Source organism: Arcanobacterium canis, assembly GCF_029625435.1.
In the GTDB taxonomy this organism is placed as follows: domain Bacteria; phylum Actinomycetota; class Actinomycetes; order Actinomycetales; family Actinomycetaceae; genus Arcanobacterium; species Arcanobacterium canis.
In genome coordinates this window covers 1,621,448-1,636,711 of the sequence record NZ_CP121208.1, presented here as the reverse complement: position 1 = coordinate 1,636,711, position 15,264 = coordinate 1,621,448, and the positions used below count along the sequence as shown (strand labels likewise).

Genomic DNA, 15,264 nt, shown 5'->3' with positions numbered 1-15,264 from the left:
TTACCCGGCTTACTTTTCCTTGCGGATTGTGCGCTTACGCGACGCGATGATTCCCAGTCCAGTGCTTGCGGCAACAATGCCTAACGACATTGCCTGGAGATTCGATGCTCCCGTGTAAGCCAAATCTTCTGACGAGGCGCGCTGAGCTACTTGCATTGGGGTTGGGACAGTTGGGGTAGGTTCTGTTTCCTTTGCCACGCGTTTTTCGCTCTCTCGGCCACCAGCGGGGTCAGAGTGCTTCTGGTTTTTCTGCGTGCGCGGGTTAATCGGTTGGGTGCCGCCGTGTGGATGCTGGGTACGTTCCTTGGCGGCTTTGTCTACAGCCTTTGCTGCCGAGACGTCCACAACAGTGAGCTTGTAGACCGATGTCGGTGCTCCCTCAGCCTGCGAACGAGCCACGAGGTAGTGGATACCTGCCGGTGTAGAAACCGAGGTGTCCATTCCGATACGCAGCACCCCGTCGGCATTGGCCACGCCACTAGCAACAAGGATCGGTGTGGAATAGAAGTAGACGTCTGCTTTCGTATTCGGTGCGAGGTTCGTGAAGGTGAATACGGCAGGCTTGCCTTGAGTCACCTTACCTTCACCGACCATCTTGGCTTCGCCCTTCGCGACTGCTGCCACGACCTGCGTGGAGTCTGCGTAAGGGGCAACCTCGGGGTGAGCCTCGGGTTCGGGCGCATTATCCACGGCTGTTTGCGCAGCCTTGAGCATGGCGTTTGCCTTGGTGAGAGTGGACTGTGCTTCCTCAAGAGCTGCCTTCGCAGCCTGGGCTTTTGTTGCCGCATTTTGGGCCGACTGTGTGCGGCGCTCAAGTTCGGAGTCGGCAGCTTTCGAAGCAACAACTGCGTCGTTGAGCTTTGCAAACTCGGCGGCAGTGCGCTTGGCTTCAGCATCGAGAGGCGCGAGTTGTGCGGTAATATGAGCCGACGACTGTGCGGCGGTAGCAGCAGCCTCGGTCGCCGCACGCGCAACTTTTTCCTGGGCAACAACTGCTGCGGCTGCGTGCTCGGCACGCGTGGCAGCAGCTTCTGCCTTCTTCTGTGCTGTTGCTGCCTCGGCGGCAGCCTTCTTTGAGATCTGTGCGGCGGCGTCGCGTTCCTTCACAGCTTGAGCGAAAGCGGCACGTACACGCTCAAGATTCTTGCTTTCAGGTGTTTGTCCGCTTTGTGCGTTAGCAAGTGCCTTCTGAGCAGTATCGAGTGCAGCGCGCGCTTCGAGGGAGCCGTTCTTCGCTGCATTGGTGACACGCGAGTAGTAGGTCTCGAATTCCTTCTTGTACTGCGAAAGCGGGACGGCTGAACTTGATTTGCCGTTGTTCTGGCCCATGATGTGGTAGCTCGGGCCTTGCGAGTATGCGGCACCAGTAGCGTTATGCGCAGGATCCACAATATTGAGGTAGTGGCCGATATGAGGGAAATCGCGCGGGAAGCTTCGGTAGATATCCAGGAAGCTCAGCTGGTTCAAACGCGGGTTTTTCGCGGCGAGGCCGTCGTAGATTTCCTTCTCATGGTCGTACCAGTACCCAACCGCGCCAGCAGGATTCGGCTGACGGCGTGAGAGATTTTCTGTGCCCTTCCATGCTGAGGGGAACGCGTGATCCCATTTGTGGTTGGCGCTCCAATTAGCGTTGAGCTGGGAAACTGCAGTGAGGTAGTCATCGACGAGGAGGGGCTTAAGGTTTTCACCAGCTCGTCCACCACCACTGACGCGCTTGTTATTCGAACGTTCAATGAGTTCGAAAGAGTAGCGCATATTTTCTAATGACGTGGCATCGCCTTTCGCGCCGATATCCGTGAATTGCAGCATTCGCGTGCCGTCATTCTTCGCTGTGGTATCAACAGTGAGAACTTTGACTGCTTGTGCTGCAGAGTTAATTCCCGCCTTCGCGCGCTCTTTGAAGAAGCCGAGCGATCCTTGCGCGAGTTGATTTTGTGCAGCCGACTTCGACAGCTCAAGCGCTGCCTGTGCCTTTGCTACCTGTGCTTTTGCCTCTTCAACCGACACGGCGTTCGCGGCAGCGCGGCCGCCATTCGGCCCGGCCTTCGCCACTGCATCATTCATCTGTGCCTTGGCAGCTTCGGCTGCGCGAGCGAGTTTATCTGTGGTGGCTGCAGTGGTGTCAGCTTTCGCCTTTGCCTTTTCTGCTTCGGCACGTGCTGCAGCCTGTGCCTGTTGCGCGGACTTTTGCTCGTTCGTGAGCGTGGCAAGCGTGTTCTGTTCTTTGTGTGCGATCTTGGCGAGCTCATCCGCCTTCGCGGCGTCTTTCGCTGCCTGGCCAAGCTCGGTCTTCTTCGTTTCCAGAGCGTGGGCGGCGTCCTGAGCAGATTTTTTAGCGGAATTAAGTTGTTCAGTTGTGGGGACAGCGGCAGCGAGTTTCTTTTGATTTTCCGCAGCGATTTTCAGCGCTGAATCAGCCTGCTCAGCTTCTTTCGCCGTCTTTGCCGAGTTCTTGACGGCGCTGTCATATCTGGCCTGTGCAGCAGCTTGAGCTACTTGCGCTTCCTCAAGCGCCTTCTCAAGCTCAGCCCGCGTGGGCTCACTCTTGGAGGTGGCGTCGTCGGCAGTGGTCTGTGCGGCCGCGGAGGGAGCGGAAGTCGTGACGTTCTTCGCGGTCTTAATGGTCAGCTTATCTGGGGTTTGTGAGAGGGCAGGGCTGACCACGCGCTCTTTGCCCGCGTTGTTTGCATTCGGGGCTGCTTGGGCGGTGAGCGGTGCGAGCATCACGACGCCGGCGCCGAGAGCGGCTGCAGTGGTCAGAGTTTTGTTCCGTGCCATTTACGTTTCCTTTGAGTGCGATCTGGTAAAAATAGCGTTTCGTGCTTTTCGTTGCACTGCTGTCACATATGTCTCAATTGTCCCGGCTGGTGAGGTGGGTGTCAACGGCTAGAGCGGGTTTAGAGGAAGAGATCTCGCACTGTTTTCGGCGTGTCGCTTTAGCGTGTTATTTTTCGTGCGGTATAAGGCGCGTTTTGTCAGTGTCTGTATCGTTGGCGGGAGCATTGACGACGGCCGATTCGGCGTGCGTTGGCTGCAAAGAAACATCGCCGATACTGCTGTGTGAGTCGCTTTCTTTCTCGGTCATGGCAGCTTTCAGTCTGCACGTGTCTTTTTCTGGTGTGCGCGGTCGGCCTTGAGAAGGAAGAGTGAAGCAACGAAACCAATCAACAAGAACGCGCCGCAGGTGAGCATCACGGCCACGGTAGCGTTGGAAAACGCTGAGTGGAGTGCGGCCAGTACTTGGCTGTTGCCCTCGGCAAGATTCTCAATCGCGCCGCCTGCTGAATCGATGGTTGCCTTCGTCATTCCGGCTACGGCCTGCGACGGTACGCCGGCGCCTTCAAGCTTTCCTGGTAGATGTGAATCGAGGCTCGCAGCCATCGCTGTTCCAGCAAGTGCCACGCCAATTGCAGAACCAATTTGTCGGAAAGTAGATTGCGTCGCTGATCCCATGCCTGAGCTTTCAACGGGAACGTCCTCAAGTACCACGGATGCGAGCTGTGCTGAGGCCAGTCCGGTGCCGAATCCGTAGAAAGCCAGCAAAGCTGCCAGGAGAACCGCAGAGATCGTCGGTGTGATGACGAATGCCGTTACGGCAATGCCGATCACTTCAATTGCTAAGCCAAGGGTGACCGTTGCAGCAGAGCCGAGAGTTCGTGCGATATGGCGGGCAGTCCCACCGGAGATGATGGCACCCAGGGCCAGAGCTGATAGAACCCACCCAGAGTGCATCGTTGACACACCCAGTACGTTGACGAGGAACAGCGGCAGCGCGAACAGCACGCCGAATTCGCCTGTGGCGACGGTGAGCGCGGCGATATTGCCGCGCTGGAATGTGGGGATGCGGAAGAGCGAAAAATCGAGCAGGATGTGCAGATCTGCGCGCTTGCGCGCTACCTGGTTCATCACGAACACGGCGAGGAGTACTACGCCAAGCACTAGCGCAGTTGTCGAGAACGAAATCGCATGAGTCCACGCAAATGGGCCGAAGGTGGGGGCGGACTTCGGGGTGAACCAGCCGTAGGTGGTGGCCTCAATCAGTCCGAAGACGATGAGGGCGAATGCAACAGTAGAAAGGAGGGCACCACCGATGTGGATCGGTTCGCGTGCTCCCATATTTTCAGGAAGTACCCACATCGCCCACGGGACGAGGATGACGACGATGGGAACATTGATGAGGAAGATCCATGGCCAGGTGAAGTCCGTGGTCAACCATCCACCGAGCAATGGGCCAACAGCGGCCATGCCGGCCATCGCAGCTCCCCAGAGTCCGAATGCAGTGGCGCGTTCTTTCCCACGGAAAATTGCGTTAATTGTGGACAAGGTGGAGGGAAGAACAAGCGCTCCTCCGATGCCTTGCAGTCCGCGCGCAGTGATCAGCAGTCCAGGTGTGCGCGCGGCTGCGGCAAGTGCTGACGCCGCTGCGAAGACCACCAGGCCTGTGATAAAAATTTTCTTCCGTCCGATTCGGTCACCAAGGGTGCCCAGTGGAAGGAGGAGGGCAGCAAACACCACTGTGTACAGTGACGACACCCACTGTGCCTGTGTGAGTGTGAGACCTAGATCGGAAATGATTGTGGGAAGTGAGACGGAGGTGACCGTGCCGTCAAGCACGATCAAGCTGACTCCGAGAACTACGGTGGCAAGAGCTTGCCACGGATTTTTGACCGTCATATGTGTATCCATTTCTGAAATCGCCGTCAGGCGGCGGAAGTTTTATGCCAGTTGTGTGCAGGCGGACTCGCAGGAAAGCGAGTGTCAGTAAGGCGTTGCTCTTGCCTCATTACCGTGAAAGAAAAGTGAACCCTTTGTTAACGACGTCGGCAGGGGTTGTTGTGTCGGATGAAAGGTGCGAGCGCAACGCAAGCCGCAGGATCTGATCTGCGAGTGACATAATGAGTGATCGCTCGATGGGGCTTTCCCCGCCCTGGCGACCAGCAAGATTGTGTTCAAGTGCCTCAATGTGTGATCGGGTTGCTTCGGCGTTGGGAATTTCTCCGCCAGAGCCTGCCGCATGAACGTATCGATCTAAGATCCGCTCGGATCGAGCTGCGAGATCAAAATCTTCTGCCTGCTCGATTGCTCCTTCAATCCCAGCGCGAACGGCATCAAGTGCGCTGACATTTTTCGGCTGGCTCAAAGCGATCCCCATGTAAGTCGAACGTGTAACGAAGTACGGCATCAAGAGTGCGGCCATTTTTGAGGGGAGATAGTTGAAGAACGTTCGCCTTGAGATGCCGGCTTCTTTGGCGATGTCGTCAATGGAGACGTTGTCAATTGACTGGGCCTGTTCCGCCAGCGTGATTGCTGCGCGCGAAATCTCCCGACGCCGGGCTAAATACTTTTCTTCATGCCGCGGGTGGTTTGCTGGCTGATTGCTTTTGACCATATCGGGAATTGTTGGCCGCATCGTGTTCGTCATGTATTGCACTCTAGTGCAAAAATGCACCCGAGTGCAATAGTTGAGGCTGGGGAATTTATTTGACTATCGTATTTACATCTTTTCTTGAGTGGAATAGACTCAATTTCAGAGGTGTTCTTTATCGTGGAACACAGTAATGCCGTGTAAAAAGCACGGAAAAGATTTCGGAGGAATCCATGGATAAGCTAACAACCAAGTCGCAGGAAGCGCTCGCTAGCGCAATCCAAGCGGCAACGGTGGCGGGTAACCCGCAGTTGGAACCCGTCCACCTTCTCGCTGCCCTGCTGGAACAAGAAGGCGGAGTGGCAAACGGCCTGCTCGACGCCATCGGTGCAAACCGTGGCGCAATGACACAGCGAACGACCGCGGCCCTCGCCGCATTGCCGTCGTCATCGGGAAATACGGTGGCGCAGCCGCAGGCTTCGCGTAACCTCTCTCTCGTTCTTGCCGACGCTGGTAAGGAGGCAACCGCCCTGGGAGATGCGTTTATTTCAACGGAACATCTCATCATGGCATTGGCTTCATCGGCTTCCGGTGCGGGCGATTTGCTGCGCGCAGCCGGAGTGACACGCGATCAACTCGCCTCGGCGCTACCTACAGTGCGCGGAGGCGCAAAAGTGACAAGTGCAGATCCGGAAGGTACCTACAAGGCACTCGAAAAGTACGGCACTGACCTCACCCAGATGGCTCGCGAAGGCAAGCTCGATCCGGTCATCGGACGAGATTCTGAGATTCGTCGCGTCGTTCAGGTACTCTCGCGTCGCACGAAGAACAACCCCGTTCTGATCGGTGAGCCTGGCGTCGGTAAAACTGCAGTTGTGGAGGGTCTTGCCCAGCGTATTGTTGACGGCGATGTGCCCGAATCCCTGCGCGGCAAGCGTCTGATCTCGCTCGATATCTCTTCGATGGTGGCAGGTGCAAAGTACCGTGGCGAATTTGAGGAGCGCTTGAAGGCTGTGCTCGCAGAAATCAAGCAGTCCGACGGCGAAGTGGTGACTTTTATCGATGAGCTCCACACCGTCGTCGGCGCTGGTGGTGGAAGTGACGGCGCAATGGACGCTGGAAACATGCTCAAGCCAATGCTCGCGCGCGGTGAGTTGCGGCTCGTCGGCGCAACGACACTCGACGAATACCGCGAGCATATTGAGAAGGATCCCGCACTCGAACGCCGTTTCCAGCAGATCTACGTTGGCGAACCGAGCGTGGAAGATACCGTGGCAATTTTGCGCGGCATCGCGCCGAAGTACGAGGCCCACCACAAGGTGACGATTTCCGACGGCGCCCTTGTGGCTGCGGCAACCCTCTCGGATCGCTACATCACCGAGCGTCAGCTGCCCGATAAGGCAATCGATCTGATTGATGAAGCGGCCTCACGTCTGCGGATGGAACTTGATTCTTCACCAGAAGAAATCGATGCGCTCCAACGCCAGGTGAATCGTGTGAAGATGGAGAAATCCTACCTCGAAGACACCGAAGAAGAGCTGGACGCTGCGGCGAAGGATCGACTGGAGAAGCTTGAAGCCGAACTCGCGGACAAGAGTGAGGAGCTTGCCTCACTCAACGCGCGTTGGGAATCGGAAAAGGCTGGACGCAACAAGGTCGGCGATCTGCGTGTGAAACTTGATGAGTTGCGTACTCAGTTGGAGAAGTCCTTGCGTGAAGGGCGCTACGAGGATGCTGGCCGTTTGCAAAATGGTGAGATTCCGCAGGTTGAGCGCCAGATTTCGCAGGCTGAGGCCGCTGAGCAATCGCCGGGGACCGAGCCAATGATCGCTGAACGAGTAGACGGCGATGGCATCGCCGAAGTTGTCTCCGCTTGGACGGGTATCCCGGTTGGTCGCTTGATGGAAGGCGAAACTGAGAAGCTGCTCAAGATGGAGGACTTCATCTCACAGCGCTTGATCGGTCAAAAGCGAGCTGTCGCATCCGTCGCGGATGCGGTTCGCCGCAGCCGTTCTGGGCTTGCTGATCCGAATCGCCCCACCGGTTCGTTCCTGTTCCTTGGGCCGACCGGCGTCGGCAAGACGGAGTTAGCCAAGTCGCTCGCTGAACTCTTGTTCGACGACGAACGCGCAATGGTTCGTATCGACATGTCCGAGTACGCTGAGCGTCACTCGGTGGCACGTCTGATTGGTGCCCCTCCGGGGTACGTGGGCTACGAAGAAGGTGGCCAGCTCACTGAGGCAGTGCGGCGTCGTCCTTACGGAGTAGTTTTGCTCGACGAAGTTGAGAAGGCTCATCCGGAAGTCTTCGACATCCTGCTTCAGGTGCTCGACGACGGACGTTTGACTGACGGTCAAGGCCGCACGGTGGACTTCCGCAACACGATCCTCATCTTGACCTCGAACCTCGGCTCGCAGTTCCTTGTCGATCCGGGCATGGATGAGAGCGCCAAGAATGAGGCAGTGATGGCAGCGGTTCACGGGCACTTCAAGCCTGAGTTCCTCAACCGGCTCGACGACGTGATCGTTTTCGAGCCACTCTCGGTGGACGAGATCGGCACCATCGTTGAGCTGCAGGTTGCCCAGGTTGCCCAGCGCCTGGCAGATCGTCGTATCACTCTCGAAGTGACGCCGGAGGCTCGCAGCGTCCTGACCTTCGGTGGGTATTCGCCTGCTTTTGGTGCGCGCCCATTGCGCCGACTGATCCAGCGCGAAATCGGCGATCAGCTCGCACGAATGCTCCTTGCAGGTGAGGTGGTCGATGGCGATACCGTGGTGGTTGAGTCAGCTGATCTCGATACGTCCGCGCTTGAGAAGAAGGGTGCGAACGCTCTGGGCTTCGGCGGTGAGGGCCACGAGCTGATGCTCCGCGTCAAGTGACGCTATGAGGTCAAAATCTGGCACATACTGACCGCGTTTCTCACAAAGCAGTCGTGCGTCAGGTGAAGAGCGGATTTTTAATAGTGTCTGGCGTCGGGTTTTCCGGCGCCAGACACGTGGCTGGGTTCAACTGGCTAGTTCGTGTTTGATCTTGCAAAATTTGCGGGGGAAATGGGGACATTGTTCTGTGTCATGCGCGCAAGGTCTTAAAGATCAGTTTGAGGTGATCGGACGGGTGTCCAGACGTGACAAAAATCTATAGAAAGTGTCGGTGGGTCTGCATAGAATAAGCCCTAATAGGGCTGTGTGATGGGGAGGTGAAAAGGATGAGTCAACGGTCAGTTTTTGCTGTTGCTGCAGATATTTTTAGAATTTCCGGCTCGGAGTATATTCCGTCAGTTAAGTTGCAAAAGCTTGTGTACTACGTGTTCGGTTGGTACGGAAGACTTACGGGAGAAGAACTTTTCGGGCAAACTTTCTATGCAATGAAGCATGGGCCTGTAGTGAGCGAGTTGCTTTCATCTCATGCTGGTAAGACACGTGTCACCCGTGATTTAATGGAAGTTGCTAGTGACGATTTTCAGGATATGCCACAAAAGGAAGACCTATATTACGAGCAGGTTCTTCGAGCTGTTCTAGGTTTCTATGACCAATTTGACCAGTGGGCTCTACGTGACCTTTCTCATCAGGAAACTGTTTGGATTGATGCCTGGGAATCTAGGCAGGGAGAGCGCGGCGATCTCGACCGCGCCGAGATAATTCGATACTTTTTGGCCAGAAAAGATGTACCAGAAAGTCTTATCAAGCTACTACCTGTTCCCCAAGTCACTTACCTTAGCGGGCTTGATGCAGAAGGTCTTGAGGCGATTCACGGGGAGTATCCTCGTGATTTTATTCAATCTTTGAGATCCATTCCTGTGGCATGAAACTGGGTAAATATATTCTCTCGGAGATTTCAAGTGAGCATTTCATAGACGATTTTGATTGTGGCTATGATGAAAATCGTTTAGGGCTTTGGCTTCGAAAAAGCGCCTATGAAGAGAATCAGAAACATCTATCACGAGTTTGGATTCTTGCAAGTGGAGAGCAACCTGGCGTTCCCCTGGGTTACTTTTCTCTGAGTGAGCATCAGTTGCTATCAAACGAAGTTCTCAAGCGTCAAAGAGATGGTATATCGCATAACCGTTCTCACCCAGCACGATTGCTAGGGAAATTCGCACTTGATCAACGTGATCAAGGAAAAGGACTTGGCGTTATTCTGATGGCGGGTGTTTTCCGGGCGTATCTAGAAGCAAACAAATACAGCGCGTCTAGATTTTTAGTTCTGCATACGCAGCATGAGCGGCTGACCGAGTATTACCGCCAATTTGGCTTTGTTGTAGTGGAGAGTAATCATGCTTCGATGGAGACGATGATTCTCCCGACAAGCGATATTGAAGGCTATGTGAACGAGATTCAAGTTCGCTCACAGGAGCCTTGATACCCGAAGCTCGCCGCAAGGAATACACTGAAAGAGAGCACGAAGGCGTCGCTTTCGCGAAGTTCAATGACGAATGGAGATGGGAAGAATGAGCACTGCACTGATTGTTGGCGGTGGTCTGATCGGAATGTCGTTCGCGCAGCGTTTCGTTGACGCGGGATGGGACGTACATATCATTGATGTGCGCCCCAAACTAGAACACGTGGTCAAAGAGAAGTTTGGCGATCGCGGTGCGTTCTTCACCGACCTCGAAGCGGCGGCAAAAGGCGTGGACTTCGTTCAAGAAGCTGGGCCAGAGAACCTTGAGGCCAAGCGTGAACTCTTCATGCAATTGGGGCAGCTCACGGCTGAGGGAGTTGTCCTGGCCAGCTCCTCGTCGGCGATTCTTCCCTCAAAGATCGCCGAAGGAAACCCACACGCAAACCGGATTCTCATCGGGCATCCCTTCACGCCGCCCGCGATCATGCCAGTGCTTGAAGTGGTTCCAGGAAAGGACACCGAGCCACAGATCGTAGATCGCGCGATGGAGATCTACCGCGAACTCGGCTTTGATCCCTCGCGCTTGAAGAAAGAGATCAACGGATTTGTGGGCAACCGGATCCAGAAAGTCATTATGTGGGAGGCGATCGCGCTGGTTCAGGAAGGCGTGATCGACGTCGAAGATCTTGACCGGATCGTGCGTCACTCGCTTGGCCTGCGGTACGCGGCTGTCGGCCCGTTCGAAGCGAACCGACTTGGCGGCGGGCCGACCGGCGGGATGCGCAAACTCGTCGAAGCGATCGCAGGGGATTGGGACACCACGCTTGCACCGCTCCAACCTGATCTTGCCCATATGGACGAGGTCTACCGTCAAGTCGAAGAGGCTTACGGAAACGGCGAGTCCAGCTTCGCTGCGCGTTCTGAGACACGCGATGCGAAGATGCGCGGCTTCCTCAAGGTGATTGACGAAAACGAAGGCTGAGCGCTCGATTCGTGAGGCACCCAGCCTTGGTTCTCGTCTGTGCATTATGCACGCGTGGAGGTGTAGCGTCGCACTGCGCTGATCGCTGCAGCAACTCGCGGTGCGACGTCGGTGTCTTCAGGGAGTGCGTCCACAGCAAACCAGCGAAGTCCGGCTGACTCGTTGGAGATTTGCAGGTGAGCTTGCGCGCTCGCGAGCACAGCGAATCCAATATCCCAATGTTCACGGCACACCGAGAAACCGCCGCCGAGCTGATGTACGTTGATGTCGGCGGGCGTCGGGATAACGCTCACGAACTCTCTGACGCCGGTTTCTTCGCGTGCCTCGCGCAACGCTGCCTCGCGCACAGATGAGTCGCCTTTTTCCAGATGCCCACCTGGCTGAAGCCACATCAGCGCCTTCTTGTGGAACACCAGGAGCGTTTGTGACAAATCTTCACTCAGCACGATCGCTGACGCCGTCAGGTGTGTATCCTTGCGTCCCTTAAAGAGGGCGTCCTCGCCCACTTGGCGAACATATCCTGCGTAATCAGCGGCGGAATGTGTGGTGTGTCCGGTATGAGGAACGTCGTTCCAGGACTCAATTTCGCTCATTACTTCCTGCGGAAGGAGCATCGCGGTGTGTGAGGCGGATATGTGCGACGGGGGAGTGAGGTTATTGTTCATGGGTTAAGTCTCGCACGCGAAGGCATGAGCTGGAGGGTGATAACCGCCTATGGCTGATGCGTGCGCGGTGGCGCGGTAGAATCGCAAACATGCGTACCTCTCCTTTGACTAGCGATCAATTCCCATTCGACCACGCTGAGATTGCGCTCGATGCAAACGGCGTGAACGCTATGTGTGGGGACGTTGACCAGGTATTTTCTCTGGCGTCAGTGACGAAGCCGATGGCGGCGTGGGCAATTCTCATCGCCGTTTCTCAAGGGGAGATCTCGCTTGATACGCCAGCAGGCCCAGAGGGTTCCACTATCGCGCACCTCTTAGCACACGCTTCCGGCGTCGGCCCTGACCCGAGTGCGCCGATTGCCCGCGTTGGGACTAAACGTATCTATTCCAACTACGGCTACGATCTCCTTGCCACGGCGTTCGAAAAAGAAACGGGCGTCAGTGCGCAAGAATGGATGCGCACTGCGCTTTTCGAACCCCTCGGTATGGTGACGGCAACGCTCAACGGTTCGATTGCGAAGGATGCCCGTGGGAGCGCCGACGACGTTGCGAAATTTGCTGCTGAGCTCCTGCACCCCACTCTTTTGCCACCTGAATTGGTCACATGTGCTACCACCCCATTCTTGCCTGGTCTTTCAGGCGTGGTACCGGGATACGGTCGGCAGGCAGATTGCCAGTGGGGCCTCGGCTTCGAAATTCGAGATCACAAGGCCCCGCACTGGACAGGCTCGGACTTTTCTCCGCGCACATTCGGTCACTTTGGCCAATCCGGTTCCTTCGTTTTTGTTGATCCTGATGTGGGCAAGGCTGGAGTTTTTGTGGGGGCGCAACCGTGGGGTGAGGTACACGCGGCGAACTGGCCAGCGCTGACGAACGCGATGCGCGCCTGCTAACGTCCGGTGGGGCTGACGCGAAACGTCGAAATCTTGACACATTCCGATTATGTGCCTAATGTGGAACTCACTTGACCATCAAGAGTAGCTGAGAGACCTAGCTCAATGACGCTACAGCAACCGTGCAAGAGCGGTGCTACAGCTAGGACCGATGGAGGAAGAAATGATCACACTCGATTCAGTCACCAAGGTTTACCCCGGCACGCCCGAGGTTGTGGCACTCAACGGTATTTCGCTTGAGATTGCCGACGGTGAGATCCACGGAATTGTGGGCGAATCGGGTGCAGGAAAATCCACTCTGATTCGTTGCCTCACAGCTCTTGAGCGCCCGACGTCGGGCCGGATCGTCGTAGATGGACAAGACTTGGCTGCTGTGTCGGCGAAAGAGCTTCGCCACGCGCGCCGAGCGATTGGCATGGTGTTTCAGGGTGGGCACCTCCTCGATTCGCTTACCAATGCTCAAAACATTGCCTACCCGATGAAAATTGCAAGCGTGCCGAAGGCGCAGCGCCGTCAGCGTGCTGTCGAACTTCTCGAACTTGTTGGTCTTCCTGACCGCGGCGATGTGTATCCTCGGCAGCTTTCAGGCGGTCAGCGCCAGCGTATTGCGATTGCCCGGGCACTTGCAGCCAGCCCAAAGGTTCTCTTGTGTGACGAGCCGACTTCGGCTCTCGATCAAGCCACCACATACCAGATTCTGCAGCTGATCTCGGAAATTCATGAGCGTACCGGCGTCACTGTCGTTATTATCACCCACGAAATGGAAGTTGTGCGCGAAATTTGCACTAACGTCACCATGCTTGACCACGGCAAAATTGCTCAAACTGGCAAGGTTGAAGAGATCGTCTCCGATGTTACCTCGCGCCTGGGCGCAGAGCTTGTTCCGCCGCCGAGAGTGTCTCCCGACGTCGTTGCTGAGCAAACGACGCTTCTGGATGTGGCTTTCTGTGCAACTCCTGGTCAGCCTGCAGCATCGGCAATCCTTGAATTTGCGGCCGATAAAGGTGCTGACGTGACCTCGGGTCGTTTTGAAACTGTGGGTAAAGCGCAGGTTGCGCGCCTGGTGTTGTCCGTGCCAACCGTGTCGGCGGCACAGTTCGCGCAAGAACTTCGCCAGCGCGGAGCACACGTTGAGGAGAGGGTGGCCCGATGAGCGATCAGATGTGGTTGAACAACCCCGCGATTAGTGAATCGTTGGCGTGGTCAATCTGGGAGACTCTGCTCATGGTGGGCATTTCCGGCTTGGCGACGGTGGTGCTTGGCCTGCCGCTCGGCATGGCTGTGGTGGCAACCCGTAAGGACGGGATCGCACCGAACATGCTGGCCAATCGTCTCCTGGGGTTCATTGTGAATCTTGGTCGGTCGATTCCGTTCATTATTTTACTTATTGTCCTTTTCCCGTTGACCCTCCTGATCATGGGAACGAACCTTGGCTGGCAGGGGATGGTTTTCCCGCTCACAGTGGCGGCCGTACCATTTTTTGCTCGCCTCGTTGAATCCAACATGGTGTCAGTTGATCCGTCGAAGATTGAAGGTCTGCAGATGATGGGCGCAACGGGGTGGTCAATTCTGTGGCGCCAGGTGCGAGAAGCAATGCCATCGATTATTCAATCAGTGACGGTTTTGCTTATTACGTTGGTTGGCTACTCCGCAATGGGGGGCGCAGTCGGCGGCGGCGGACTGGGGGGCCTGGCCTATAACTACGGCTATAACCGCTACATGATTGACGTTTTGGTGATCACGATTGTTGTGATCGTTGTGATCGTACAGATGATCCAGATGGTGGGAGACATGCTTAGCCGGTATGTTGACCACCGCTGAGAGACATACCGGGAAATCTGCGGCTGCAGCGCCGCACTATACAGCGGGATCCGTTTACCGTCTCGCGCCGCGACTGCGGCCACGTATCGGCCCGCCTTGCGAATATCCAGGCATGGCCACACAACATTTTTTTGGGATATCCCTTCCTCTTTTATCTGTAAAGGAATAATCATGAATCGCAAACTTGCTATCGTTGCTACTCTCGCGGCTGCTACTCTCGCGCTGGGCGCGTGTGGAACGTCGTCATCGACAGGGGCGGCAAAGAACACTGATGGGGCCGTCACCCTTAAGGTTGGTGTCAGCCCAGTTCCGCACGGTGACATCATCAAGTTCGTCAAGGATAACCTTGCGAAGAAGGCTGGATTGAACCTGGACATCGTTGAGTATTCCGACTATGTGCTTCCAAACAAGAATCTGGAGAATGGCCAGCTTGATGCCAATTACTTCCAGCACCTCGCTTATCTCGAAGCTCAGGAGAAGGAGTTCGGCTATAAGTTCGAGCACGGCGAAGGCATCCATATTGAGCCGTATGCCGTGTACTCGAAGAAGGTTAAGGATCTGAAGGATCTTCCCGAGGGCGCCACGATTTCGATTGTAAATGATCCGGCGAACCAGGCTCGTGCGCTGGTGTTGCTTGCCAAGCAGGGCCTGATCAAGGTGGATGAAAACAAGAAGGATCTGACGATCCACGATGTGGCCGAGAATCCGAAGAAGATCCACTTCCAGGAGATTGAGGCACCGAACCTTCCACGTACTCTCGATTCGGTGGATGCGTCGGTGATTAACGGTAATTTTGCGCTGGAAGGGGGCCTGACCCCGTCGAAGGATGCGATCGTTGTTGAAGATGGCAAGGACAATCCTTACGCTAACTTCCTTGCCTGGAAGGCTGATATTCCAGCTGAAAAGAAGGCTGCGGTGAAGAAGCTTGATGATCTTCTGCATTCGCCAGAGGTCGCAAAGTTCATCAAGGAGAAGTATGCCGATGGTGCTGTGATCCCAGCATTTGGCAACTGACAAGATGTATGGGTGTGGAGGGCGAGAAAAACTCGCCCTCCACACCCATATTGACGATTAAGTCCCTAGGACAAAAGTAGGACACAGAGAAAACGCTTACTGAACAAAGAGTAAAGAAATAGACCGTAGTCGTATATTGAGCGAAAATGGTGTGTGTGACATTTTGCTATTATGAGGCGACTGAGA

At 55.7% G+C, this 15,264-nt stretch carries 12 protein-coding genes and 1 riboswitch; of the genes, 8 read left to right on the top strand and 4 right to left on the bottom strand.

The window, feature by feature from the left end:
• Nucleotides 1–9: 9 nt before the first annotated feature.
• The 3 genes from P7079_RS07380 to P7079_RS07370 all read right to left on the bottom strand — a co-directional run bounded on the left by P7079_RS07380 (nucleotide 10) and on the right by P7079_RS07370 (nucleotide 5,422).
• A complete protein-coding gene (locus tag P7079_RS07380; RefSeq protein ID WP_278012630.1) occupies nucleotides 10–2,778 on the bottom strand; it encodes a CAP domain-containing protein in 2,769 nt (922 codons plus the stop codon).
• Nucleotides 2,779–3,093: 315 nt separating this feature from the next.
• Complete coding sequence (locus P7079_RS07375) at nucleotides 3,094–4,674, bottom strand: MFS transporter (protein WP_278012629.1); 1,581 nt, start codon at nucleotides 4,672–4,674, stop codon at nucleotides 3,094–3,096.
• A gap of 109 nt (nucleotides 4,675–4,783) precedes the next feature.
• Nucleotides 4,784–5,422, bottom strand: coding sequence for a TetR/AcrR family transcriptional regulator (locus tag P7079_RS07370; protein ID WP_278012628.1), 639 nt, complete (start codon nucleotides 5,420–5,422; stop codon nucleotides 4,784–4,786).
• Between the two features lie 176 nt (nucleotides 5,423–5,598).
• On the opposite strand from P7079_RS07370, the gene clpB reads away from it, so the two are divergent.
• The 4 genes from clpB to P7079_RS07350 all read left to right on the top strand — a co-directional run bounded on the left by clpB (nucleotide 5,599) and on the right by P7079_RS07350 (nucleotide 10,685).
• Entirely contained in the window at nucleotides 5,599–8,244 is a 2,646-nt protein-coding gene (gene clpB, locus P7079_RS07365; RefSeq protein ID WP_278012627.1) for an ATP-dependent chaperone ClpB, read from the top strand.
• A 326-nt stretch (nucleotides 8,245–8,570) separates the two neighbouring features.
• Nucleotides 8,571–9,170, top strand: coding sequence for a Panacea domain-containing protein (locus P7079_RS07360; protein WP_278012626.1), 600 nt, complete (start codon nucleotides 8,571–8,573; stop codon nucleotides 9,168–9,170).
• The gene (locus P7079_RS07355; RefSeq protein ID WP_278012625.1) at nucleotides 9,167–9,724 is read left to right on the top strand and encodes a GNAT family N-acetyltransferase; all 558 of its coding nucleotides are present in this window, start codon (nucleotides 9,167–9,169) and stop codon (nucleotides 9,722–9,724) included. The genes P7079_RS07360 and P7079_RS07355 overlap by 4 nt, the downstream gene beginning before the upstream one ends.
• 88 nt (nucleotides 9,725–9,812) lie before the next feature.
• On the top strand, nucleotides 9,813–10,685 hold the full coding sequence (locus tag P7079_RS07350; RefSeq protein WP_278012624.1) for a 3-hydroxyacyl-CoA dehydrogenase NAD-binding domain-containing protein: 873 nt from the start codon (nucleotides 9,813–9,815) through the stop codon (nucleotides 10,683–10,685).
• Nucleotides 10,686–10,729: 44 nt separating this feature from the next.
• On the opposite strand, the gene P7079_RS07345 is transcribed toward P7079_RS07350, so the two are convergent.
• On the bottom strand, nucleotides 10,730–11,350 hold the full coding sequence (locus tag P7079_RS07345) for an NUDIX hydrolase (RefSeq protein WP_278012623.1): 621 nt from the start codon (nucleotides 11,348–11,350) through the stop codon (nucleotides 10,730–10,732).
• 89 nt (nucleotides 11,351–11,439) lie between these two features.
• On the opposite strand from P7079_RS07345, the gene P7079_RS07340 reads away from it, so the two are divergent.
• From P7079_RS07340 to P7079_RS07325, 4 genes are all read left to right on the top strand, one after another.
• Complete coding sequence (locus tag P7079_RS07340) at nucleotides 11,440–12,243, top strand: serine hydrolase domain-containing protein (protein ID WP_278012622.1); 804 nt, start codon at nucleotides 11,440–11,442, stop codon at nucleotides 12,241–12,243.
• A gap of 72 nt (nucleotides 12,244–12,315) precedes the next feature.
• Nucleotides 12,316–12,401, top strand: a riboswitch (SAM riboswitch).
• 5 nt (nucleotides 12,402–12,406) lie between these two features.
• Nucleotides 12,407–13,396: a methionine ABC transporter ATP-binding protein gene (locus P7079_RS07335; protein ID WP_278012621.1), complete on the top strand. Its 990-nt coding sequence runs from the start codon at nucleotides 12,407–12,409 to the stop codon at nucleotides 13,394–13,396.
• The gene (locus P7079_RS07330) at nucleotides 13,393–14,064 is read left to right on the top strand and encodes a methionine ABC transporter permease (protein WP_278012620.1); all 672 of its coding nucleotides are present in this window, start codon (nucleotides 13,393–13,395) and stop codon (nucleotides 14,062–14,064) included. The genes P7079_RS07335 and P7079_RS07330 overlap by 4 nt, the downstream gene beginning before the upstream one ends.
• A gap of 171 nt (nucleotides 14,065–14,235) precedes the next feature.
• Complete coding sequence (locus P7079_RS07325; RefSeq protein ID WP_278012619.1) at nucleotides 14,236–15,078, top strand: MetQ/NlpA family ABC transporter substrate-binding protein; 843 nt, start codon at nucleotides 14,236–14,238, stop codon at nucleotides 15,076–15,078.
• Nucleotides 15,079–15,264: the final 186 nt, after the last annotated feature.

Coding starts and splice junctions, on each gene's coding strand:
- P7079_RS07345 (WP_278012623.1), bottom strand. CDS start 11,350: ATGAACAATAACCTCACTCCCCCGTCGCACATATCCGCCTCACACACC.
- P7079_RS07325 (WP_278012619.1), top strand. CDS start 14,236: ATGAATCGCAAACTTGCTATCGTTGCTACTCTCGCGGCTGCTACTCTC.
- P7079_RS07335 (WP_278012621.1), top strand. CDS start 12,407: ATGATCACACTCGATTCAGTCACCAAGGTTTACCCCGGCACGCCCGAG.
- P7079_RS07380 (WP_278012630.1), bottom strand. CDS start 2,778: ATGGCACGGAACAAAACTCTGACCACTGCAGCCGCTCTCGGCGCCGGC.
- clpB (WP_278012627.1), top strand. CDS start 5,599: ATGGATAAGCTAACAACCAAGTCGCAGGAAGCGCTCGCTAGCGCAATC.
- P7079_RS07370 (WP_278012628.1), bottom strand. CDS start 5,422: ATGACGAACACGATGCGGCCAACAATTCCCGATATGGTCAAAAGCAAT.
- P7079_RS07355 (WP_278012625.1), top strand. CDS start 9,167: ATGAAACTGGGTAAATATATTCTCTCGGAGATTTCAAGTGAGCATTTC.
- P7079_RS07375 (WP_278012629.1), bottom strand. CDS start 4,674: ATGACGGTCAAAAATCCGTGGCAAGCTCTTGCCACCGTAGTTCTCGGA.
- P7079_RS07340 (WP_278012622.1), top strand. CDS start 11,440: ATGCGTACCTCTCCTTTGACTAGCGATCAATTCCCATTCGACCACGCT.
- P7079_RS07330 (WP_278012620.1), top strand. CDS start 13,393: ATGAGCGATCAGATGTGGTTGAACAACCCCGCGATTAGTGAATCGTTG.
- P7079_RS07360 (WP_278012626.1), top strand. CDS start 8,571: ATGAGTCAACGGTCAGTTTTTGCTGTTGCTGCAGATATTTTTAGAATT.
- P7079_RS07350 (WP_278012624.1), top strand. CDS start 9,813: ATGAGCACTGCACTGATTGTTGGCGGTGGTCTGATCGGAATGTCGTTC.